We start from the raw sequence: 22,231 nt of genomic DNA on the forward strand, positions 1-22,231 counted from the left end.
TTGTCGTTTGTAGATTAGGTTAAAGCGTGTTTGAGCGTTAATCATATAATGAGTGCATGGATTAAGTATAACTTGATTCATGAATTTAGGTGGTACCACGGAATATCCGTCCTATATTATTAGGGCGGATATTTTTTATTTTAAGGAGGATTTTATCAAATGGAAATGAAACCAAAATATAATCCGAGCGAAGTTGAGTCAGGACGATATGACCAATGGGTAAACAATGGATATTTTAAAGCTGCAGAAGATAATTCAAAGGAAACATATACAATCGTTATTCCACCACCAAATGTAACGGGTAAATTGCATTTAGGACATGCATGGGATACGACATTACAAGATATCATCACACGTATGAAACGCATGCAAGGTTACGATACACTGTATCTACCAGGAATGGACCACGCAGGTATTGCAACACAAGCTAAAGTTGAAGCGAAGTTAAATGAACAAGGTTTATCTAGACATGATTTAGGTAGAGAAAAATTCCTTGAAAAAGCTTGGGAATGGAAAGAAGAATACGCAAGCTTTATCCGTAACCAGTGGTCTAAATTAGGATTAGGTTTAGACTATAGTAGAGAAAGATTCACTTTAGATGAAGGTTTAAGTAAAGCTGTTAAAAAAGTATTCGTTGATATGTACAATAAAGGCTTAATTTATCGTGGCGAATATATTATCAATTGGGATCCAGTTGCACGTACTGCGTTATCTGACATCGAAGTAATCCACGAAGATGTACAAGGCAAATTCTATCACTTTAAATATCCATATTCCGATGGTGAAGGATACATTGAAATTGCTACAACAAGACCAGAAACAATGCTTGGTGATACAGCAATTGTTGTAAACCCGAATGATGATAGATATAAAGATGTTATCGGTAAAAAGGTCATCCTACCAATTATAGGTAAAGAATTACCAATATTAGCTGATGAATATGTTGATATTGATTTTGGTAGTGGCGCAATGAAAGTAACGCCTGCACACGATCCAAACGACTTCGAGATAGGTAACCGACATGATCTTGAACGCATAATTGTTATGGATGAATCTGGTAAAATGAACGATAAAGCTGGAAAATATGAAGGCATGGATCGTTTTGAATGTCGTGAACAATTAGTTAAAGATTTGGAAGCAGAAGGCTTAGTAATTAAAATTGAAGAGCATGAACATTCAGTAGGTCACTCTGAGCGTTCTGGTGCAGTTGTTGAACCTTATCTATCAACGCAATGGTTTGTAAAAATGAAACCTTTAGCTGAGCAAGCATTAAATAATCAAGATACTGATAATAGAATTGATTTTGTACCAGCACGTTTTGAAAAAACTTTTAACCGTTGGATGGAAGAAATCAGAGACTGGACGATCTCTAGACAATTATGGTGGGGACATCAAATTCCAGCATGGTATCATAATGAAACAGGTGAAATTTACGTAGGTGAAGAAGCTCCTGACAATCCAGAAGAATGGACACAAGATGCTGATGTATTAGATACATGGTTCTCAAGTGCTTTATGGCCATTTTCAACTTTAGGTTGGCCAGACGTTGATGCTGACGATTTCAAACGTTACTTCCCAACCAATGCATTGGTTACTGGGTATGATATTATCTTCTTCTGGGTCGCACGTATGATATTCCAAGGCTTAGAATTTACAGGTGAGAGACCATTTAATGATGTATTATTACATGGCTTGGTACGTGCTGAAGACGGCCGTAAGATGAGTAAATCATTAGGTAATGGCGTCGATCCAATGGATGTTATTGATGAATATGGTGCTGATAGCTTGAGATATTTCTTAGCGACAGGCTCATCACCTGGTCATGATTTACGTTATTCTACGGAAAAGGTTGAATCAGTTTGGAATTTCATCAATAAAATTTGGAATGCAGCAAGATTTAGTATCATGAATATAGGTGAATCATTTAATGTTGATGATGTTGATCTTTCAGGCAATTTATCATTAGCAGATAAATGGATCTTAACACGCTTAAACGAAACAATTGCCAATGTTACAGAACTTAGTGAAAAATATGAATTTGGTGAAGTTGGGCGTGCATTGTATAACTTTATTTGGGATGAATTCTGTGATTGGTATATTGAAATGAGTAAAATACCAATGAACGGTGAAGATGAAACTCAAAAACAAGTGACAAGATCAGTATTAACTTATGTATTAGATAATACAATGAGAATGCTACATCCATTTATGCCATTTGTTACTGAACAAATTTGGCAAAACTTACCACATCATGGTGAAACAATTGTCAATGCAGCATGGCCAACAGTTGACGAATCACTTATTTTTGACGACAGTAAAGAAACAATGCAACAACTTGTTGAAATTATCAAATCTGTAAGACAATCTAGATTAGAAGTAGATACACCGTTATCAAAGGCTATTCCAATCTTTATTCAAGCAAAAAATGAAAACACAAAGGAAACATTAGTCAATAACTCTAATTATATCGACAGATTCTGCCATCCAAGCGAACTAACGATTGAAACTTCAATTGAAATACCTGAAAAGGCAATTACATCGATTACAACAGCTGGTGAAGTTGTATTGCCGTTAGAAGGACTCATTGATATGGATAAAGAAATTGCTCGTTTAGAAAAAGAGCTAGATAAATGGCAAAAAGAATTAGATCGTGTAAATAACAAATTGGCAAATGAAAATTTCGTAAACAAAGCACCTGAGAAAGTAATCAATGAAGAACGAAATAAACAAACAACTTATCAAGAAAAATATGATGGTGTTAAGTTACGAATTAAACAATTAAAATCATAGGAGTCCTAAACATGAATTACCTTGACAGCTTATATTGGATACATGAACGAACTAAATTTGGTATCAAACCAGGCGTTAAACGTATGGAATGGATGCTAGAACGACTGAACAATCCACAATTTAATATAAATGGTATTCATGTTGGTGGGACAAATGGTAAAGGTTCTACAGTGGCTTATTTAAGATCAGCGTTAGTTGATAATGGATATGAAGTTGGAACCTTTACTTCACCATTTATTGAAACGTTCAATGAAAGAATTAGTTTGAATGGTGTTCCAATCAGCGATGACGAAATTGTTGAACTTGTTCAAAGGGTTAAACCTGTTAGTGAATTATTAGAAGTTGAGACGGATTTAGGAACGGCCACTGAATTCGAAATCATTACTACGATGATGTTTTTATACTTTGGCGAACTACATCCCGTCGATTTCGTAGTAATAGAAGCAGGGCTTGGAATAAAAAATGATTCAACAAATGTATTTAAACCAATATTATCAATTTTAACGAGTATCGGCTTGGACCACACGGACATTTTGGGTGACACATATGCAGATATTGCAAGAGATAAAGGTGCAATTGTTAAACCTGAAACACCTGTTATTTATGCCGTTAAGAATGAAGACGCATTGCATATTATTCGTGAATTGGTTGAACAGCAAAGTGCTGACGGTATTGAATTCGAAAGAGATATAAGTATTATTTCAGAAGACGAAGAATTTACTTACCGTTATAAAGACTATGAACTTGAAACATTGATGCTTAATATGTTAGGTGAACATCAAAAGGAAAATGCTGCACTTGCCATTACTGCTTTAATTGAATTAAATGAAGCGGGTATTGTTGATTTAGACTTTAACAAAATGATCGATGGTATAGAATCTGTAACTTGGACAGGTAGAATAGAACAGGTTAAAGAATCACCATTGATGATTGTTGATGGCGCACATAACAATGAAAGCATTGAAGCATTGATTGAAACGATTAGAAATTATTATCATAGAGATAAACTCGATGTATTGTTTGCCGCAACTAAAGGTAAGCCAATCACTTCTATGGTTGATCAATTGAAAGAAATCACAGATACTTTTTATGTTACGGACTTTGACTTTCACAAAGCGTTAGACAAACAAACAATTTTTGATGAAATTAAGGTAGATGATAAAGTATTAGTTGATGATTGTGTACGCTTTATTGAAAATTATGAAGGGGAAGGCCTGTTGATTACAGGTAGCCTTTACTTTATAAGTGAAGTTAAAGCAAAAGTGACATTTTAATTTTAAGTATTTAAAGCGAAATGCTAGTTTAAAGACTAAAATTTGTTCAAAACAAATAACTAAATAACTAGAGTCCAGAACATAACGTTTTTGGATATTTGAAAAATGGCAATTTCTATTTTAAATAATATAGGAATTGTCTTTTTCATTTTTAAAATTATGACTAGTTTGTTGCACTATTACTTTTCATATATTAAATATTATGAAAATAATGGCAGTTTAATTTTTGACTTTGTTTATAGCTCGAGTCGATATTTAAATCAAACGCAAATCACTGTATAAAGCCAAAGCTTTTGTTTAAATTAGGTTTTGAAATATACTTAGTTCAAAATGCTGACTATTTTTTTAAAAATAATTTTATTGTGAAACATAATTATTTGGAAGTATTTTGACGAGATGCTTAATGTAGCACTAACAGTCGATGACCGAGATAGAGAAATACTCTAAGGTAGTGAGCGAATAATTCAAAATATATATAAAGCACTCAGATAAATTGAAAACAACTATCTGAGTGCTTTTTTCTAGGAATCATGTATATGTTATTGTTGTTAAATTTGAAATAGACTATGTCGTTGCATCTTTGTATAATATCTTTCATTCTGTTAATCTTTGTAAGAAATTATCTATAAACAATTTGTTAAAATCATATAGGTCTATAAAGAAATTGTGTCCCGCATCACTAAAGACGGTATAACTTGATTTAGGAAATGACGTAAAGAAATCTACTTGATCTTGATAACCAACGACATTATCATATTTACCTAGTAATAAAGTGATAACAGTATTGTTGGCAATATTTATGTCATCTTCAAAGCTAAATTTGTAATATTTATCATTGTCTCTTCTAATATTATCCATAAACGGTTCGTCAGCGCTTTGATATCCAGGCACTATCGTATTTATATAATAATCCCACGTTTTTTGATTGATTCTTGTAGTCGTATCGAGGTAGTCAGCTAAATAATCACTTTCTTCTGGTAAATCAAAATGTTGATCAATGATCTGCTTTCCTTCTGGTATGCGTCTTTGTTTATCTTCTGCATAGACTACTGGACACGTTAAATATAATCCCGCAACTTTTTCCTGTAATTTATGTGCTAAGCCAATACTTAAATAACCACCATAAGAATGACCGATTAATGCTAAAGGCTCAGTTAAATTTAAAGCATCAATAAACTTCATTATGTACGCTAACATTTCATCAGAATTTGTAATATTAGGTGTGGATGGGGATTCGCCCATACCAGGCAAATCTAGGTAGATTCTTTGAAATTGTTGACTGTCCTGTAATAATGGTTCATAAATCTTATCCATACTATCAATGTTAAGTGCATTACCATGAATGAATAATAAAGGTCGACCTTCGCCATATATTTTATAGTTTAATGATATATCGTTTATTTTAATTTTCATCAAAGTCCCCCTTTAAAGTAGTTGATTATTAAGCATTATAGCACTTAGAAATAATTTGCAAAACAAAATAGGTTTTAATATTTTGAAAATTCAAAATATAACATCATTAAATTTGAATTAAAAAGAAATATCTATACAATAAGAGATACTTAAAATATATAGGTAGGTGCAAATATGAAGTCTATGGCAAAAATAACGGCACAAGGTGCTTATGTGCCTGAAAAGGTGTTGACTAACTCAGATTTTGAAAAAATAGTTGAAACTACAGATGAATGGATACAACAAAGGACTGGTATTATTGAACGTCGTATAACAGCTGATGATGAATACACGAGTGATTTAAGTTATAAGGCAGTGCTTGATCTACAACAACGTTATAATGTAGACCTTTCTGATGTTGATTTAATAATTAATGCAACGATGACACCAGATTATAAAACACCTAGTGTTGCTTCATATGTTCAAAGTAAATTAGGTCTAAAAAATTGTGGTGCGATTGATATTAATGCGGCATGTGCAGGATTTACATATGCATTAAACTTAGCAAATGGTATGATCACATCTGAACAAAATAAAAAGGTACTAGTCATTGGTGCAGAGTCATTATCTAAAGTTACAGATTATAGTGATAGAAGTACTTGTATTTTATTTGGAGATGGCGCAGGTGCATTTCTAGTTGAGTTTGATAGTGAAACATCAAGCTTTATAACTAGTAAATCAGGTTCCGATGGAGATAAAGCATTGAATCTATATTGCTCTGATTTATCACAAGAAATGTTTAATGAGTCGTTGGATAATCCAGAATACATTGTACAAAATGGTCGTGGTGTATATAAATGGGCTGTAGGTAATATACCTAACATAATTGAACAAACTATGATGCAGGCCAATTACAATATTAATCAGTTAAATTGGTTTGTGCCACATAGTGCAAATGCACGTATGATTGAATCGATTTGTAATCGTGCCAATATACCATTAGATAAGGCCTTAATGAGTTTACAATATTTTGGTAACACTTCTTCAGCAACCATACCCTTAGCTATTGATTTAGCTGTAAAACAAGAGAAAATTAAAAAAGATGATTTACTCTTATTAGTTGGTTTTGGTGGAGGTTTGTCTTACGCTTCAACATTAATAAAATGGACACTTTAACAAATAATAAATTTAGCTAGCTTATTCATTAACATAAAACGATATCTTATAATATGAGGAGAGATAATTGGCTGTTGTTGGACCAATTATCTCTTTTTTAAATGCTATTATATGCTTTCTTAAGAATTTCTTGTATATGTATAAAAACAAATTGTTTCGTTCTTTAAAATATAATTTACAAAAATGTAAACTAATTTTAAAAATGTCGTTTATTTTTTATAAATTAGGAAATAAAATATATAAAAACTAATTATGGCAACCTAAATTTATACTTTGTTTATTTATATAGATTAAATAAATATTATATAGTATTATATAATTAGTCGATGATAATAATTGATAATTGGGGAATTAGTTATAACTTGAGAAATTGTAAATTTTAAAGGGGAGTTTTTAACAGATGCGGATAAACATACTCGGATACAATATTTTCTCTAAAGGTGGCACATCGAGAAGTAATATAAACTTAATCAAAACCTTTTTAGAAAAAGGACATATAGTACAGTACTTTAACAGTCAACCATTTGAAGATAGTGATATAACAAGACTGATTATTCATGAAGATATAAGTTCAGCAAATTTCACAATATTTAGTAGTCAATATGAAGCTAAATTATCGACAGGGGACGTTTTAATCATTACGCGTGAAGATTTATTTAAATATTCACGAATTATAAAACAACATAATAAAGAAATTAAAATTGTAGGCGAGATACATGGCCCACTTGAATACATAAACGACGAAATTGATTTGGCATTAGATTCAATAGATTGTATCAGAGTGAGCACTGAATCAATAAAGAAAAAGTTTCAAGAAAAATATAATTATGATGCAGTATTTAATAAATATGTAAATGCACAACATATTGATATAAATTGTAAGCCTGCGAATACCAAGCGCAATTTGTTGATTAAGTCTCGTTTTGAAGATGGTATTAAAGATATTTCGTATGTTATAAAACTAATTAATTATATTAAGAAAAATACATATAAGACAGACATTCAATTATATATTGTTGGGTACGGACCATCTGAGAATTTATATAAAAATTTAGTAGCATACTATAACTTACAAGATAATGTGCATATTAATGAAAAGGAACCCCTAAATTATGTATATGTTTCAACATCTCCTTATGAAACATTAGGGTACTCTATATTGGAAACAATTGGAATTGGTAACCAAGCCTTGATATATGCAGGTAATGATAACGTATTAAAAGAAATATATGAAAAATATCATGGTATATCATTTTTAACCAAACATTTTCAAAAAGATAGTGAAAAGTTAATAGCTGTGTTAGATGGTAAGTATACGAAAGAGCAACGAAATGAAGATATAGAAAACTTGAAACTTGATTTTACTAATGAAAATTACGCAGATGATTACTTGAAAAAAATTAGCAAAATGAAGGTTAAACAGGCAAAAGAACATAAATTACCAATTTATAAATTTAAGAAAAAAAGAACTCATGTCAATAAAATACAAAAGTTAGATCGAAAGCGTGATTTGTATGAACAATTAAAGAAAACAGCGATGTTTAAATTATTATTAAATAATAATATCTTCTTTAATAGAATGAAAAAAATGTATAACTTTAGAAAAGAACGCTTAGAACGCAAGTTAATGGAAGGTATTGAACCAGATAGTAACAAAGTGTTCATTGAATCATTCCATGGTAATAACTTTAGTGGTGATCCTAAATTTTTAGCTTTAAAAATTAAAGAGCAATACAAAAATAAAAAAATCTATGTTAGTTCAGTTAATTCTTTAGTAGATATTGAAGTTAGAAATGCAGGTCTCATTCCGATTCGGTTCGGTAGTACAATTTATAAAAAAATTTTCCGATCATGTAAATATGTCTTTATGAATGGAAATTCCTTAGACAAAGTTTATAAACATAAAAATCAAGTTTTTATACAAACTTGGCATGGATTTCCATTAAAGAAAATGGTTAACGACTTAGGAGATAAGAAAGAAAAACAATTGCAACTTAACAAATTCATTCCACGTATGAAAAAATGGGACTATTTAATTACTGCCTCGAATTTAAACACATTATTATTAAAATCTGCCTTTAAATTAGAGAAAAATGAAAATTTAACAGTATTAGAATTAGGGTCTCCACGCAACGAATACTTGATTAATCACAATACGGAGATGGAATGGCTACGAATTCAACGCAAATATTTATTTACAAATGATAAAAATATAAAATATATCTTATATTGTCCTACTTGGAGACAAGGCGAGAGAGAGAGTCTAACGCAAATTGATTTAATTGAATTATTAAATCAACTACCAAAAAATTATAAAATTATTGTCAAACTTCATCCGAATGAAGCGCGATTAAGAAATAAATATAATGCATTAGATGCAAGGATACATTGTTTTTACAATGAGTTTGTAGATATCCAAGAGTTATATATTTTATGTGCTGCCATGATTACTGATTATTCATCGACAATTTTTGATTATGCACATTTAAATAAACCCATTTTCTTATTACAAGAAGATAATTCACAGTATAAGCAAGATGTTGGGTTTTATTTTGATATTAATGAAGTAGGCCGTTTTCCTGAAGCGGCATTAAATGAAACGAAATTAGCAACTCAGTTAACTCGTGTAGGTGCTATTGATTATAGTCAAATGATTAGTCGATTAATGAAAAATGATAAGTCTAACAGTTCGGAAAATATATTAAAATATATCTTCACGGATAATATTGAAAAAAGTGGGTAAATCATCATGATAGAAAATAAAATTTTCAATTTAAATGATAAGATACCATTTAAGAATCAAAAGCGTATTATGATAGACACAGGTGATGCTGAAAATTATATACAAAAAGCAAGAACTTCAGCTGAAATATATGGAAAATATATTGAATTACTTAAACAAGATTATATTTTGTATTTTCATGAACATACTGTTTCAAAGTTTTATAAGCGTACACACGTTGAAGCACTATTTCAGCGCAAAGATTTGATTAGGCATCATGATATTTTCTATACATTAGATGCGCCTCAAGGTAGAAAATGTAACAAATTCGAATCCGAGAAATTATTAGTATTATTTACATGCATGCCAAACGCACAGAATTACGATAGTTCATTAATACCAAAACGTATGTTTCCTAAATTCTTTGATGGTATTGAACGAAATTTAATGAAAAATATAAATACCATGCGTATCATGGATTTAAATGCATCTCATGGCTCGCATTATATCAATACTGTTAATAATGACACATTTGAAGATGATATAGTCAGTGCAATTCGTCAAGTACAGAAGGAACTAGATATTTCAGATGAAAACACTGTATTATATGGGGCTTCAAAAGGTGGTACGGGTGCATTGAATTATGGTGCAAGACTAGATTTAAAGTGTTTAGCAGTTGATCCGATTATTAGTACAGAAGAGTATAACGTGTCTGATGAACATTTTTTAAAACATATTAGAGAAGAAGATTTGAGTAATAAAATAAATCAATATTTGGCCAAGGGGAGTAATCAAAGTAAATATGTAATCAGTTCAGAGAATGTAGTATTTAACTTTGCAAAAGCTCAAGAAATAAAGGGTGATAATCTACAGTTAATTAATAAGAAAGACACACATATTACAGCTCACCCCGAGGTATCAAGAAATACCGTTCCAGAACAAATGACAATTTTAAATATGCTTTTTTCTGGAGAAACATTGATAAAATAATAAAAATGAGCGCCGCAGTGATAATGACTGAGGCGCTTTAGTTTAGTTGTAATTTAAGCAACAAGTAAGAGGTGTTAAAATGTTAGAAACTGATAGATTACTCATTGTAAAACCATCATTTCAGTATACGCAAGAACTATTTGAAATCCATTCCAATATTTCCAGTACATTATATACTCCAGCCGGTAAACATAATACAATTAATGATACTAAGTTAATGATAGAGTACTGGTTAGCAGATTGGAACAATTTTGGATACGGCTACTTTTTATTTTTAGATAAAGCTTCAAATGAATTGATTGGTAGTGGAGGTATTAAAAATATCCATTTAGATCAAAGTAAAGTACTCAATTTATATTATCGACTACATCCCGAATCAACGGGTTACGGATATGCTTATGAAGCAATGCAATCAATTATTGAATGGATATATAGTATAGTTTCAAAAGATTTAACAATGCTCATTAGAACAGATAAACACAATCATAAATCAATAAAATTAGCTGAAAAATTAGGATTTATCAATGATAAAAAATATGATGGTTATATAGCCAAAGATGATATTTTTTATTTTAGAGATAGATGAATATAGCATTTTATAACAAAATCCATAAAGTTTGTAGCGATATATTTAATAATGATATACAATATTAATATAAAGTTATTAAAATAACTGTAATAGAATGAATAGTATTATAGGATGCTTGGTTATTAAACTTTAGTAATATTATAAATTATCAATAAAAAAGTTGTTGATGATGTTCAACGACATAAAGAAAAGAAGGTATTAGCTTGAATAGCTATAGTTGGGCAAACTTATTTCCTGTATTATGTTTAATAATTACGATAATTATACTGATTGTAAATATCATTATTATTAAATATTTAAATCATTAAATGATGTATATTTTAGATATGCTATGGACTATTCAGTAGCTAGTTAATATCATTCTTCATTAATTTATAAAAGTTAAAACAATATTCAACTCTAGTATGATTTATGATACTTTCGATTGATAGCAAATAGTAGCTTAAATAAGCATTAATTATTTTAAAGGCAGAAAATGATAAGTAATAATAACTAAAATAATTAAAACAACAGAGAATAGTGCGCTAGGGAGTGAAATAATGAGCGTAACATCAATAATCATAATAGCCTTTATTTTGACAATTTTAATTAAAGTATTGAAAACTATTCTACACTTTTTAATTACTATTATTTTTGCTGTTTTCTACATATATTTTCTAGTGAAAGTTATGACTTGGTTAATCGTTAACTCAAGTTGATATTTACGAATTGATAGCAATTACAATGACATCTAACATTAGAGATTACAATAATAGGAGTTTTGAAGATGAAGAAAGTTATAGGTTCGATTACATGGATGGTTGTATTAGCTTTAGGAATGACACTATTTCTTGGGTTCCCCATTGGAACGATAATAGGGATAGTTTTAGGCGCAATGATCAGTAAAAAATTTACCAAAGAAACATAGGTTAGGGTGATTTAATGTATTATGAACAAAATAAAGTTCCGACCGAAAAAGAATTAAAGGAATTATATCATTCTGTAGGTTGGTTTAATTATTTAACAGATGAATTTACATTAACAACATTACTGAATCAATCAAGTTTCTTTATAACAGTTAAAGATAATGAACAATTAATAGGATTGGTACGTGTGATTACAGATGACATTTCAATTGTATATATCCAAGATTTAATTGTGTTACCTGCATATCAACGCCATGGTATTGGTAGTGAGTTATTGAATCAGGTATTGAATAGCTTTCAACATATAAGACAAATTGTATTATTAACGGATAATGAACAAACCAAAAGAAAATTTTATGAAAAATCAGGATTATTTGAAGTGTCGCAGAATAATTGTTTGGGTTTCATGAAATTAAATACAATTTAAATATTTCATAAGTCAGACCATCAATAACACACTTATTGAAGGTCTTTAATTTTTATAGTTACATTTAAACAATTTGGAGGTTAAATGATGAATGAACAAGTTTATGCATGGGTAAAAATAACTCGAGATATAATATTAAATCAATGTTCTCAATTGACTGTTGATGAGTTAAATAAGGAATTTAATATTGGATTAAAAAGCATTAAACACACATTAGTTCATATAGCAGGTTGTTATCATGCATGGTTAGGTTCTTTTATCCTTCGAAACACAGATACGCCATTATTTTCATTGCAGCAAATTAATGATTTGAATTTTGATGATATTCTCAGTTATTTTGAGCAAGCTGATACTTATGTAGATCAAATATTAAATTTTAGTCATCACGACTTATCAGAAATAGTTATGAAACAAGTACCTTGGAAACAAGATGACACATACCATGAAAATTCGGCATATCAATTATTTGTACATTCAGTAACACATGAGTTTCATCATAAAGGACAAATTGTGTCCATGTTACGTTTGTTAGGATATGAAGTGGAAAGTACGGATATTCTAAATATTAGATAGGGTTAACTAGTAAAGAAAGAAGGTTTATTATGGTTAAGAGAATAGAAGTTTTAGATTATATTGCAACTAAATATCAAATCGATCCTGATTATCCATGGAACAGATATAAAAATTATGCAGTGTGTAGACATAATAGTAATAATAAATGGTTTGTATTAATTATGGATGTTACAGCGGATAAAATCGGATTAAGTGTGGATAATAAGATAGATATATTAAATATAAAAGTTGAGCAAGCATTTATTGGTTCACTGAGACGCAAAAAAGGAGTTTATAAAGCCTATCACATGGATAAGTCAAATTGGGTATCAATTAACTTAAGTGAAATAGCTTCAATAGATGAAATTGCTAATTGGATTGACGATAGTTTCGATTTAACTTGTTAATGGTTGAGTAATTATAAAAATATTAAATATTTCTATATGTTTTGATGATATATTCAATAACTGAGAATTTTCTTAACCCAAGAAGGACAACATGCTATATTCAAAGTAGGGGGTAATAGCTTGTTGTATCAATTCATACTTTGTCCAATATTATTTAGTTTTTTATATCAACTGTGCCATATAGACTCGCTGTCATTTAAATATTTCAAATCAAGATCCCGTTGCGATTATTGTAATAAAGTATTAGATTTTTACTGTTTAATTCCGATAATAAGTTATATTTTATTAAGAGGTAAGTCGCGGTGCTGCAAACATCGATTGAGTTTAACATATATCATTGGAGAGTTACTATCTCTGTCGCCATGCATTCTACTTACTTCCTCTAATTTGCCAATCACTTTAACTACTTATTTATTAAATTTCATTTTTCTATTAGTTTTGTCGATTTGTGATTACGACAATTACGCTATACCATTACATGTAGTTGTAATATATATCATTTGTGCCATTTTTCTTTGTGAAGGGCATTTCATAAACTTTTTGATTATATCTACTATTTTACATTGTTTATTCTTTATTTTTAAACAAGCAATAGGTTATGGAGACATCTTAATATTTTCTCTGCTATCATTTATACTGCCATTTCAAGTGTTTTTTCTAACATTACAGTTAACTTTTATAATAGCAGGTATGCTAACGTTGATATTGATGATGCTTCAACGACGTAAGATCAATAAAGTGCCCTTGATTCCTTATATTTTACTTGGTTTTATTACTGCTAACTTAGTTCCTTCATTTTTCAAGATTTCCTCTATATTTTAATACTCAAATATTGTTTAATTGTTCGATTGATTATAATGCTTTAATCCAGACATTTTTGCAAAAGTCTTTGCTTAACTCTGTGCTTAGTAATTACTACACCTGTATCTTTAAATCCTAATGATTTATAAAGTTTATAGGAAACATCATTACATTCATTCACAACCAATGCAATATGATGCATATTTGGATAATTCCTTTTTATATACATATTTAAAGACTTTAAGCATGATTTTGCATACCCTTGTCTTAAATAGCGCTTGTCAGTGGAAAATGCTCTAAAAAAAATCGTTGAATGATTTTCAGTAGTAAAGTGTTGAGCATATTCACTTTCATATTGTAAAACAAAGAATGAAACAAGTTGTTTATTTTGATTGAAAGCCATGATACAGTGCAGATTGTTATTCGTTTTTGCCTTCTCTATATGATATAAAGGTGACTTTGGGAAGTGAATATGATCTTGTTGTAATTGAAAGTTTCGAATAATTGATAAATAGTTATTGTTATATTTGATTAACTGCATAAAAATCGCTCCTTAAGTAAAATGAAAAATGGTATTCAAGCTAATAATGATGGAGAATAAATTGTATACTTTATAAATAGAGGGAAAATTCAGATAATTTAAATACTAAAGCATCAGTTGTCTATGATAGACATGATTTTTAAAATATACTAATTATAACTATAAATGTATATAAATACAATGGACTATTTCAATATTTTAATGTTGGAGAATAAATTGTAAATTTTGGAAGCGAATATAATACTTGTGTGAAGTAAAATGAATGATAAAGTAAAATGAGTATATGTAAATAAATAATGAAATGAGGTGTTATCGTGAGTGAACTAAATAGCATTGTACTATTTAAAGAAATCGACAGAGCTATTTCATCATTCAATGTACAGGAAATAAATGAAGAATATTGGAATAAAGAATATGAAGCAATAAATTTATCTATAAATAAAATATCTATCAAAAGTCGCTTAGCAAAGAAAACACCCAAAAAGAGGGGCTATTTTCTAGCTTTATGGAAAAAAGATCAAGAAAATATTAATGTGCCATATCATTATGAGGAATTTAAAGACTTGCTAATCGTAAATATATTAGATGAGCAGTATAAAGGCCAATTTGTATTTCCGAAAGCAGTATTGGAAAAACACAATGTGTTGTGTACCAATAAAGCCAAAGGTAAAATGGCATTTCGAGTTTATCCTTCATGGGAAGAAAATTTAAATACTTCAGCAACGAAAACACAAAAATGGCAATCTCCATATTTTATTGACTTAACACATAGCATAGATAAAGGTAAAGTGAATTATTTATACTTCGGTAGCAAGGAAAGTTAAGCCATTTTGTAATATTACTTATATTCTGAAAAAACTATTATTTAAATTTTCTGATATTTAATATAAAATAAATAATGTAAGTAAGTATGGGAAACTTACTTGCGTTAATTCTCAGACATTCTATTTATAAACATATCTGTATTCATAATTTTATCCATACCGTTTTATGATTAATGAAAAAATTTATGTTTAAAAGCTGTAAGTTACTCAGGCTTACAGCTTTTTTATGTCTTATTATATTGGAAAACTTATTAATCTATTTTATAATTAAATTGTGAAACTGATTAACAGATTAAATATTATATTTTGTGATAAGTGCAAATTTTTTTAATTGAGATAACACTTTTACTTAATAAAATTATTTGTAAAACCATACATATTTTTATTAAAAGAATAGGTGATATATATGACCATAATTGATATTAAAGAAAAATTGTTAAATAAGAAATGGGATATAACAGATTTAATTTTTCTATTGCTATTTATTGTATTGGCTTGTACTTTTCTGACACCAATTTTGGGTGTGCCAATTGGTATTATTGTTTATTTATTGCTATTTTTAGATGATGAAAACGATATTACTGATGAGATTGAAACAATGAATCAACAAAAAGATAAAAAGGACTGAAAAAATTGACACAATTAACAAAATTATTGGATGGAATGGCGTGGCTTTGTGTGGCTTTACTCTTTTCTAAATATGCGATTCATTGGGCAAATTTGATGTTTGATTGGCATTTACGATGGTATTTCTTAGAGAATATACCATATTTAGCACTAATTCTATTTATCTTAATGTTCATATTTGCTATTCCTTCTGAAATGATAAAAGATAAGCAAAAAGAGAAACATGAGAATAGTTATGAAGCACTCAAAAATAAACTAGATCATGTAATCTGTGGAGATGAAAAAACAAAACAAGAAGCTAAAGAAAATCGAACAACACCAGAGGCAGTAAAAGCAGCAAGACATGCACAAAAAGCGAAACCTCAGTAAAAATTTAGGGTTATTAATTGAGTAGCTAAAAAATAATGAAATCATATGTAAAATTAATTATGTATTTTGACATTAATTATAGTTTGGTAATGTTTAACAATAAATAAGGATATTACAAAGATAGGCAACTACTAGATGAATAAATCTTAGTAATTGCCTATTTCAGTGTTTATACTTATTTTCACGAACAATATGTCATAAATATAATTTGATACTAATAACCTATTTTTTTTACCTATTCGAGACTGCTAATAATCAGATCATTAATTTTTTGCATTCGTATTAAATGTTCTATTCCTTGTGTATGTCCGTGTCCAAGATAAATTAATCAGGTATTAGATAAAAGCTCCTACCTTGGAGAAGGGAAACATGAACATTTAGAATTTATCGTTGAATATGTTGTTTCTAGAAATTTGGGTATGATTTATTATTGGCTTGAGACAAATGAAACTATAGATGATACTGAAATAGCATCACTTTCATTAAAAATGGGAGTAAATGGTGGGTTACGATTATTAAAATAATTTGTGAGCATTAAAAAATATTAATTGTCGCACTTAAAAATGTTATGAATAAATAAAGAGTCTATTTATAAATTTTAAAAATTAATTGTAAATAACATATATTTATTATATAATTAATTTAGGTTATTAACATATTGCATTTGTTTACGAAAATACAGGAGGTATTTGTATGTCACCCAAAATATTAATTGTACTTTTAATCATATTTTATCCAATTATAATTAAAAAGGCTAAAAGCCGACAAAACAGCACATTTTCTGACTTTCCAAACAAAAGAAATTAATTATTCACTCTTAAGTAATATAAAATAGAATATACATATTGATTTGGAATTGGAAATGGCTTTTTGAAGTGAAATATCTGAAAATTATAAAAATAAGACCAAGTGAAAGACTTACTTCCTTATATGAATATGAAGAATCATAATATCTTTGCTTTTTATATTGTAGGAAGTTAATTTGCTTAATTCATATTGCTTTGAATTTAATTTCATCAATGAGGTATTCTACAAGGGGTTTTAATCTTGAATAAACGTGTATTAAGTGGACTTAAAGTGGGGTTAACAGTGCTACTTTGTGTGATTCTAGTAGTACTAATTTTAAATTATATCGGTGTTGATGTAGATCATAATAGGATATGGAACAACTTAGGAGATTTAGGTTTAATTAATATTTTTGTGAATAAGGAATTAAATGGTCTAATTATTTTAGGGCTTATTTTAATTATCTTATCCTTTGCATTTGGATACAATTATCCAAGTAACAAGAATTAATTATATAGTATAGTAATACTTAGATTTGGTACATATGTAGTTTAAAGTTTCTTAAATGACAGGAGAATTAACATCAATTTAAAATACAGATTATTAGAAGAAAAAGTTGCATCAATGATTGTATTAACGCATGCGCTTATTTGGATAGTTATGCTCTTCTTTTTGCCAAATGATATCGTTATGCAAAAGAAGAGTGATGGTAGTATTTCATACACGCTACCAAAACAAATAGCAGCAATATTTTGTATAATCATCGCAGTCATAGTTTACATATTATGTTTGTTACCTAAAGTGGAACACGGAAAAGTTACGAATAATTATCAAGACCACTTCGTCATTATTTCTATACAGATAATGATGCTCATCGTCAGTGTTTTTATAATTATAAATGCGCTGATACATTGATATATATTGTTTTATGTTGTGGTGTATTTGGCTTTTATATAATATTTTTCAATTAAAGCAAATAATCATAAATGATTTTAAGGAATGAATCAAATGAAGATATTTTTATTTATATTAATATCTGGTGTACTCAGTTACTATAAATTGCAATCAAAGAATGCAAAATAACTTTACTTATGCATAAGGGAGGGGTTAGATGGTAAAGTATATTAGTTGGATCCCATATATGTTGATTTTATCGTTAGGTTTTTGTTACTCACACGGATTAATTACTGGTATTGCAATTTCAGTTGTGGTTGGATCTTTAATAGGAACAACTGTTGATATGGATAAAAAAAGAAAGTTGAGAAACGTTAAATAAGAGTGGGACTATTTTCAACTTTTGTGAACCGTATTGTATTAATAAAATTATTTAAACTGAGTTAATGAAATATGTTGTATTATCAAATATTGGAAGGCTTAATCACGTCGATTAAGTCTTTTTTTATGCATTTGAATTTTTAAATTACACAAAATGTAAATACATAATGTTTAAAAATGTGCTGTTTTATATATGAGGAGTGGTGATTAGTGGATCGTGTAATCAACCAAAATGGTTAAACAACTTAGAAAATGAAGGTTTGGAGTGTATCAAGAATTTTGTATTATATTCCAAGCTCTTTAAAAGGATTAGCTTCTTTTTATGAGGTGTCTTATCCAACTGTTAGAAATAGACTTAATATAGTTATAAAAAAAGTCGAGACAACTCAAGAAAATGATGTAGATTCAATTGTTAACTTTATTCGGAAGTTAGCTGTTGAAGATAAATTAGATTTAGATGATGCTAAACACCTATTGAAATTACATAAAAATGAAAAAGGAGAATGAACTTTTGAATTTATAATGAGTTTTTTACCAGTGTTAATTTATGCAGCTATTTTAGATTTACAATATTTCTTGTCTAGAACAGGGAATAAAATAATAGGATTGATATTGCCTATAGTTTTAATCATTGTAGGCATCTATATGTATAATACAGGGATAATTAAATTAGGACTCATACCTACACTGATATTAACTGTAATAGCCTTATTATTTTTATTAGGTCAATGATTAGAAGCGCAAAAAGCAAATGAGAAAAAATCTGAAAATGAATTAGAAAAAATGAAACGAAAAGATTTAAATTAATAATATAAGGGTGAGTATTTTGAAAAAGGCCTTGATACTTTTATTAGATGAATGTTATCGAAGCGGAGTTAGTTGATATAGATTTTTCTAATGTTGAGTACGAGGTCGATTTTCAATGGGAGAATTATTTAGATGTCGAAGTTTTAAATAAATTAGGGCTTAATAAAGATATGTGGTGTAATGGTATAGATAAACCATTAATCTATCTAAAGAACTTTGTTGTACGCTAAGAAAACTTAAAGTTAATAGGAAAGACAGGTAATACTTTGAAAATACAAATACAAGGTGTAGATTGTGTGAAGTTTTTGTTGAAAGAAGCGGAAAAGCTTGAGATTACAACAGCTCCAGATTTATTGTATTTAGGTATAATTTGTACTGCATCAGTTAATACATCCAGAAGAATGAATACTCCTCAATTGATGATTGAGGAATATAGGATCAGTGATGGAAATGATTATATAAAGAATAACCTATGTGAAAATGATTTCCTTTTTAAAAAAAATATGGGTAAAATATATATTTTTCTGTGTAAATATTCAAACGAAATAATTTTACAATAATTTATATAAAAAATTAAATAAAGTATATAAATATATCATATTTTCTGATATTATATTGTTTGGAATATGAGGAGGACAACATGATAAATACTGTCAAAGATGTTAAAGGTAAAGATTTAGTTATCGCAATAATAAGTGTATTATTACTTGGATATATTACAGCATTTCATAATGCTAATGCAGAAGAGAATAATTATGCTTTAAATCTAAGTCAAAAAAATGAAAGCACATTACATATGGATTTAGGTAAGGGTGTTAGTGTTAGTAAAGATAAAGAAAGTAATTTAGTTCTAACTGTCAAAAATGGAAAAACTGAGAAACTACCTAGAAATACAAAAGACAGAGATGGAAATGCTGTATATTTGGTTTACAAAAAAGCTGACAATGGATATGATATCGAAGTACATAACAAAGTACAAAATGAAGGTTGGGCTAAATGTACATTAGGTACAGCTGGTGGCGCAGGTGGCGGTGGCCTAGCAGGAGCAGGTATTGGTACAAGTGTCCCTGTTATCGGTACTGCTGCTGGAGCTATTATTGGTGGAGTTTCAGGTGCTGCAACAGGTGCTGCAACATCTTGTTTCAAATCGTGAAAAGAGGTCTGAATTATGAAGAACTCAATATTTTGGTCTAAAGGTTTTATACCAGTATATTTTATTGCGGCAGTCATACACTTGATTATATTTAGGGTTATTATTGATACTAATAATTACTCAATTTATATATTTACATTAATATTATTTGGTCTAGGTATTGCTTCAATTATGTATAATAATATTAAAACTGAAGATTCATAAAGATTAGCACGTACATTTATAATAATGTGCGTGCTTTTAAAATTACTCCTATTTTATAGGTGATTGATTAGACTAAACGAACATTCCGAGAGATGAAATTGAATATTCCTATACACATATAGCTTTTACAATATCGGATAATGAATTTGATTGTTGGTATAGTTGGTTAAAAGAAAATAATGTTAATATCCTTAAAGGAAGAGATAGGGATTTTAGGGATAAGAAATCTTTATACTTTACTGATTTAGATGGGCATAAACTAGAGTTACATACTGGGAATTTAGAAGATAGATTGCAATATTACAAAGAGGTTAAACCTTATTTGAAGTTTTATGTATAAAATGATAAAGTCGATGCTTTATCAAATTCATAAGTTTGAATTCTTTGGTTGAAAATATGCTTTTCTAGATGATTAAAATTTAATAAGGGTACTAGTGTTGAAGTGGGTTATATCTGGTGTACAAATAATTTTAGTGATTATATTAGCTTATATTGGATATATGCAAATGTAACAAGACTATTTAGATTCATGTTTTATTTTATTTATACTATTAACCTCTTTACTTGTATTTTGGAATACACGTAAAAAATTCAAACTAATTCATTAAAGTTTGATCATTAGAAATTCATAGAATTCGTAATTAGCTATTTTGAACTTAATATAAAACGACTGTTACATATATTTAGTGATTAGTATCGTAAAATTTTAGATATAAAAAAGGCTATCTATAAGTTTAAGCGAGGATTTCGATCTTGAATTAAGTAATTTATTAGAGAATGTAATTTTTTTCGTCATAGACTTTTATACCGTTTTTTATTAATAAAGCAGCAAATACTCCGACACCTTGCTTTTTTGTATTATTAAAGTTCCCAGAATAAATGTTTTGTGAACTACAAGTTGGACTATCTGATTTTAAAATCAATGTTTTACAATCCATTTTTTGGCAAATATCTAAAGCTATCATAGCCCCATTCAAATAGTCATTTGTAACATTATTACCTTGTATATCAATGATTTCAGCTTTATTTTCTAAAACGTCAAAACCATCTCCTCCTCTGATTTCTGCAGGATTTCTTGGAATTGTCAATCCACCTAAAATTTCAGGGCAAATTGCCTTTGCTAAACCTCTATCTGTGAGTTCCTTTAATTTGGTGTCAAGTTTGTTTGTTTCATCATATCGGACGTTTTGACCTATTAAACATGCACTAATTAATATCATCCGTTTAACCTCCTAGGTGTTTGTTTTTTAAAACGCTTTTATATTAACCATTATAGTATAGATTCTATAAACATATAGTATATAATTTTAAATCAATGTTTTGCATAAATAGAATAGCGTTATTCATATTTTTAATACATGAAATTTTAAATTAATAGTTATCTGAATTTAAAATAATCACTTTTACCACTGTGTTAAAAGTTTAAAAGTGATATTTTTCTCTTAAATTTGTTGTGCACTTGTTATAATTAGTTTATACAGCAATAAAATTTCACAATGTATTTATTTTATAATCGCGCGCTGTTAGGCATTTGATTTTCATCTCCTTTAATTTCTTCAAATTTATAATATTCCTCATAGAAAGATCGTACATCTATAATCAAATTTAAGCTTTTTATAA

General features: G+C 28.8%; 22 protein-coding genes, 2 pseudogenes and 1 other annotated feature (1 of these 25 only partly in view). Of the genes and pseudogenes, 21 read left to right on the plus strand and 3 right to left on the minus strand.

Annotated elements, in window-relative coordinates:
• Positions 1–117, plus strand: a binding site (T-box leader) (it extends 124 nt beyond the left edge of the window).
• Positions 118–159: 42 nt separating this feature from the next.
• Positions 160–2,790, plus strand: a complete 2,631-nt coding sequence (locus tag ACY191_RS08035) for a valine--tRNA ligase (protein WP_042738474.1) — start codon at positions 160–162, stop codon at positions 2,788–2,790.
• An 83-nt stretch (positions 2,791–2,873) separates the two neighbouring features.
• Positions 2,874–4,064, plus strand: a complete 1,191-nt coding sequence (locus ACY191_RS08040) for a bifunctional folylpolyglutamate synthase/dihydrofolate synthase (protein WP_371664061.1) — start codon at positions 2,874–2,876, stop codon at positions 4,062–4,064.
• Between the two features lie 594 nt (positions 4,065–4,658).
• Here ACY191_RS08040 and ACY191_RS08045 read toward each other — a convergent pair.
• Positions 4,659–5,477, minus strand: a complete 819-nt coding sequence (locus ACY191_RS08045; protein WP_042738476.1) for an alpha/beta fold hydrolase — start codon at positions 5,475–5,477, stop codon at positions 4,659–4,661.
• Between the two features lie 174 nt (positions 5,478–5,651).
• On the opposite strand from ACY191_RS08045, the gene ACY191_RS08050 reads away from it, so the two are divergent.
• From ACY191_RS08050 to ACY191_RS08090, 9 genes are all read left to right on the plus strand, one after another.
• Positions 5,652–6,632 carry a ketoacyl-ACP synthase III gene (locus ACY191_RS08050; RefSeq protein WP_042738477.1) on the plus strand — a complete coding sequence of 327 codons (981 nt, stop codon included), beginning with the start codon at positions 5,652–5,654 and terminating at the stop codon, positions 6,630–6,632.
• Positions 6,633–7,032: 400 nt separating this feature from the next.
• Positions 7,033–9,375: a CDP-glycerol glycerophosphotransferase family protein gene (locus ACY191_RS08055; protein ID WP_042738478.1), complete on the plus strand. Its 2,343-nt coding sequence runs from the start codon at positions 7,033–7,035 to the stop codon at positions 9,373–9,375.
• Positions 9,376–9,381: 6 nt separating this feature from the next.
• Positions 9,382–10,344 carry an XcbB/CpsF family capsular polysaccharide biosynthesis protein gene (locus tag ACY191_RS08060; protein ID WP_042738479.1) on the plus strand — a complete coding sequence of 321 codons (963 nt, stop codon included), beginning with the start codon at positions 9,382–9,384 and terminating at the stop codon, positions 10,342–10,344.
• Between the two features lie 79 nt (positions 10,345–10,423).
• Complete coding sequence (locus tag ACY191_RS08065) at positions 10,424–10,930, plus strand: GNAT family N-acetyltransferase (RefSeq protein ID WP_042738480.1); 507 nt, start codon at positions 10,424–10,426, stop codon at positions 10,928–10,930.
• 769 nt (positions 10,931–11,699) lie between these two features.
• Positions 11,700–11,840, plus strand: coding sequence for a hypothetical protein (locus ACY191_RS08070; protein ID WP_158001719.1), 141 nt, complete (start codon positions 11,700–11,702; stop codon positions 11,838–11,840).
• Positions 11,841–11,854: 14 nt separating this feature from the next.
• Positions 11,855–12,265, plus strand: a complete 411-nt coding sequence (locus ACY191_RS08075; protein WP_042738481.1) for a GNAT family N-acetyltransferase — start codon at positions 11,855–11,857, stop codon at positions 12,263–12,265.
• 87 nt (positions 12,266–12,352) lie between these two features.
• Positions 12,353–12,838: a DinB family protein gene (locus ACY191_RS08080; RefSeq protein ID WP_042738482.1), complete on the plus strand. Its 486-nt coding sequence runs from the start codon at positions 12,353–12,355 to the stop codon at positions 12,836–12,838.
• 29 nt (positions 12,839–12,867) lie between these two features.
• Positions 12,868–13,224: an MmcQ/YjbR family DNA-binding protein gene (locus tag ACY191_RS08085; RefSeq protein WP_042738483.1), complete on the plus strand. Its 357-nt coding sequence runs from the start codon at positions 12,868–12,870 to the stop codon at positions 13,222–13,224.
• Positions 13,225–13,347: 123 nt separating this feature from the next.
• Positions 13,348–14,046: a prepilin peptidase gene (locus tag ACY191_RS08090; RefSeq protein WP_415843829.1), complete on the plus strand. Its 699-nt coding sequence runs from the start codon at positions 13,348–13,350 to the stop codon at positions 14,044–14,046.
• Positions 14,047–14,086: 40 nt separating this feature from the next.
• On the opposite strand, the gene ACY191_RS08095 is transcribed toward ACY191_RS08090, so the two are convergent.
• Positions 14,087–14,566, minus strand: a complete 480-nt coding sequence (locus tag ACY191_RS08095; RefSeq protein WP_042738484.1) for a GNAT family N-acetyltransferase — start codon at positions 14,564–14,566, stop codon at positions 14,087–14,089.
• 314 nt (positions 14,567–14,880) lie between these two features.
• Between ACY191_RS08095 and ACY191_RS08100 the strand changes: the two genes are divergently transcribed.
• The 10 genes and pseudogenes from ACY191_RS08100 to ACY191_RS08145 all read left to right on the plus strand — a co-directional run.
• On the plus strand, positions 14,881–15,390 hold the full coding sequence (locus ACY191_RS08100) for a MepB family protein (RefSeq protein WP_229367273.1): 510 nt from the start codon (positions 14,881–14,883) through the stop codon (positions 15,388–15,390).
• Positions 15,391–15,796: 406 nt separating this feature from the next.
• Positions 15,797–16,018 (plus strand): VraH family peptide resistance protein, encoded by a 222-nt coding sequence (locus ACY191_RS08105; RefSeq protein WP_042738486.1) that lies wholly within the window; start codon positions 15,797–15,799, stop codon positions 16,016–16,018.
• Positions 16,019–16,023: 5 nt separating this feature from the next.
• Positions 16,024–16,251: pseudogene (gene elxI1 / locus ACY191_RS08110) on the plus strand (epilancin biosynthesis-related protein ElxI1); the annotation flags it as partial.
• A gap of 1,182 nt (positions 16,252–17,433) precedes the next feature.
• Entirely contained in the window at positions 17,434–17,682 is a 249-nt protein-coding gene (locus tag ACY191_RS08115) for a hypothetical protein (protein ID WP_229367272.1), read from the plus strand.
• A 601-nt stretch (positions 17,683–18,283) separates the two neighbouring features.
• Complete coding sequence (locus tag ACY191_RS08120; protein WP_229367271.1) at positions 18,284–18,448, plus strand: hypothetical protein; 165 nt, start codon at positions 18,284–18,286, stop codon at positions 18,446–18,448.
• A 278-nt stretch (positions 18,449–18,726) separates the two neighbouring features.
• Entirely contained in the window at positions 18,727–18,954 is a 228-nt protein-coding gene (locus ACY191_RS08125; protein ID WP_229367270.1) for a DUF2089 domain-containing protein, read from the plus strand.
• Positions 18,955–19,562: 608 nt separating this feature from the next.
• Entirely contained in the window at positions 19,563–19,814 is a 252-nt protein-coding gene (locus ACY191_RS08130) for a hypothetical protein (protein ID WP_232165198.1), read from the plus strand.
• A gap of 80 nt (positions 19,815–19,894) precedes the next feature.
• Complete coding sequence (locus tag ACY191_RS08135; RefSeq protein ID WP_229367267.1) at positions 19,895–20,407, plus strand: hypothetical protein; 513 nt, start codon at positions 19,895–19,897, stop codon at positions 20,405–20,407.
• 15 nt (positions 20,408–20,422) lie between these two features.
• A complete protein-coding gene (locus tag ACY191_RS08140) occupies positions 20,423–20,611 on the plus strand; it encodes a hypothetical protein (protein WP_229367266.1) in 189 nt (62 codons plus the stop codon).
• 79 nt (positions 20,612–20,690) lie between these two features.
• Positions 20,691–20,951 (plus strand): annotated as a pseudogene (locus ACY191_RS08145) (VOC family protein); the annotation flags it as partial.
• Positions 20,952–21,381: 430 nt separating this feature from the next.
• Here the strand turns inward: ACY191_RS08145 and ACY191_RS08150 are convergent.
• Positions 21,382–21,831: a 2-thiouracil desulfurase family protein gene (locus ACY191_RS08150; protein ID WP_107513446.1), complete on the minus strand. Its 450-nt coding sequence runs from the start codon at positions 21,829–21,831 to the stop codon at positions 21,382–21,384.
• Between the last annotated feature and the right edge of the window lie 400 nt (positions 21,832–22,231).

The organism is Staphylococcus sp. TCBT05 (assembly GCF_055179755.1).

Bases quoted from the DNA above. Each gene is read 5' to 3' on its own strand.
- ACY191_RS08135 (WP_229367267.1), top strand. From the start codon at position 19,895: ATGATAAATACTGTCAAAGATGTTAAAGGTAAAGATTTAGTTATCGCA.
- ACY191_RS08105 (WP_042738486.1), top strand. From the start codon at position 15,797: ATGACCATAATTGATATTAAAGAAAAATTGTTAAATAAGAAATGGGAT.
- ACY191_RS08140 (WP_229367266.1), top strand. From the start codon at position 20,423: ATGAAGAACTCAATATTTTGGTCTAAAGGTTTTATACCAGTATATTTT.
- ACY191_RS08070 (WP_158001719.1), top strand. From the start codon at position 11,700: ATGAAGAAAGTTATAGGTTCGATTACATGGATGGTTGTATTAGCTTTA.
- ACY191_RS08065 (WP_042738480.1), top strand. From the start codon at position 10,424: ATGTTAGAAACTGATAGATTACTCATTGTAAAACCATCATTTCAGTAT.
- ACY191_RS08150 (WP_107513446.1), bottom strand. From the start codon at position 21,831: ATGATATTAATTAGTGCATGTTTAATAGGTCAAAACGTCCGATATGAT.
- ACY191_RS08120 (WP_229367271.1), top strand. From the start codon at position 18,284: ATGGTAAAGTATATTAGTTGGATCCCATATATGTTGATTTTATCGTTA.
- ACY191_RS08085 (WP_042738483.1), top strand. From the start codon at position 12,868: ATGGTTAAGAGAATAGAAGTTTTAGATTATATTGCAACTAAATATCAA.
- ACY191_RS08075 (WP_042738481.1), top strand. From the start codon at position 11,855: ATGTATTATGAACAAAATAAAGTTCCGACCGAAAAAGAATTAAAGGAA.
- ACY191_RS08050 (WP_042738477.1), top strand. From the start codon at position 5,652: ATGAAGTCTATGGCAAAAATAACGGCACAAGGTGCTTATGTGCCTGAA.
- ACY191_RS08080 (WP_042738482.1), top strand. From the start codon at position 12,353: ATGAATGAACAAGTTTATGCATGGGTAAAAATAACTCGAGATATAATA.
- ACY191_RS08055 (WP_042738478.1), top strand. From the start codon at position 7,033: ATGCGGATAAACATACTCGGATACAATATTTTCTCTAAAGGTGGCACA.
- ACY191_RS08045 (WP_042738476.1), bottom strand. From the start codon at position 5,477: ATGAAAATTAAAATAAACGATATATCATTAAACTATAAAATATATGGC.
- ACY191_RS08060 (WP_042738479.1), top strand. From the start codon at position 9,382: ATGATAGAAAATAAAATTTTCAATTTAAATGATAAGATACCATTTAAG.
- ACY191_RS08095 (WP_042738484.1), bottom strand. From the start codon at position 14,566: ATGCAGTTAATCAAATATAACAATAACTATTTATCAATTATTCGAAAC.
- ACY191_RS08040 (WP_371664061.1), top strand. From the start codon at position 2,874: ATGGAATGGATGCTAGAACGACTGAACAATCCACAATTTAATATAAAT.
- ACY191_RS08035 (WP_042738474.1), top strand. From the start codon at position 160: ATGGAAATGAAACCAAAATATAATCCGAGCGAAGTTGAGTCAGGACGA.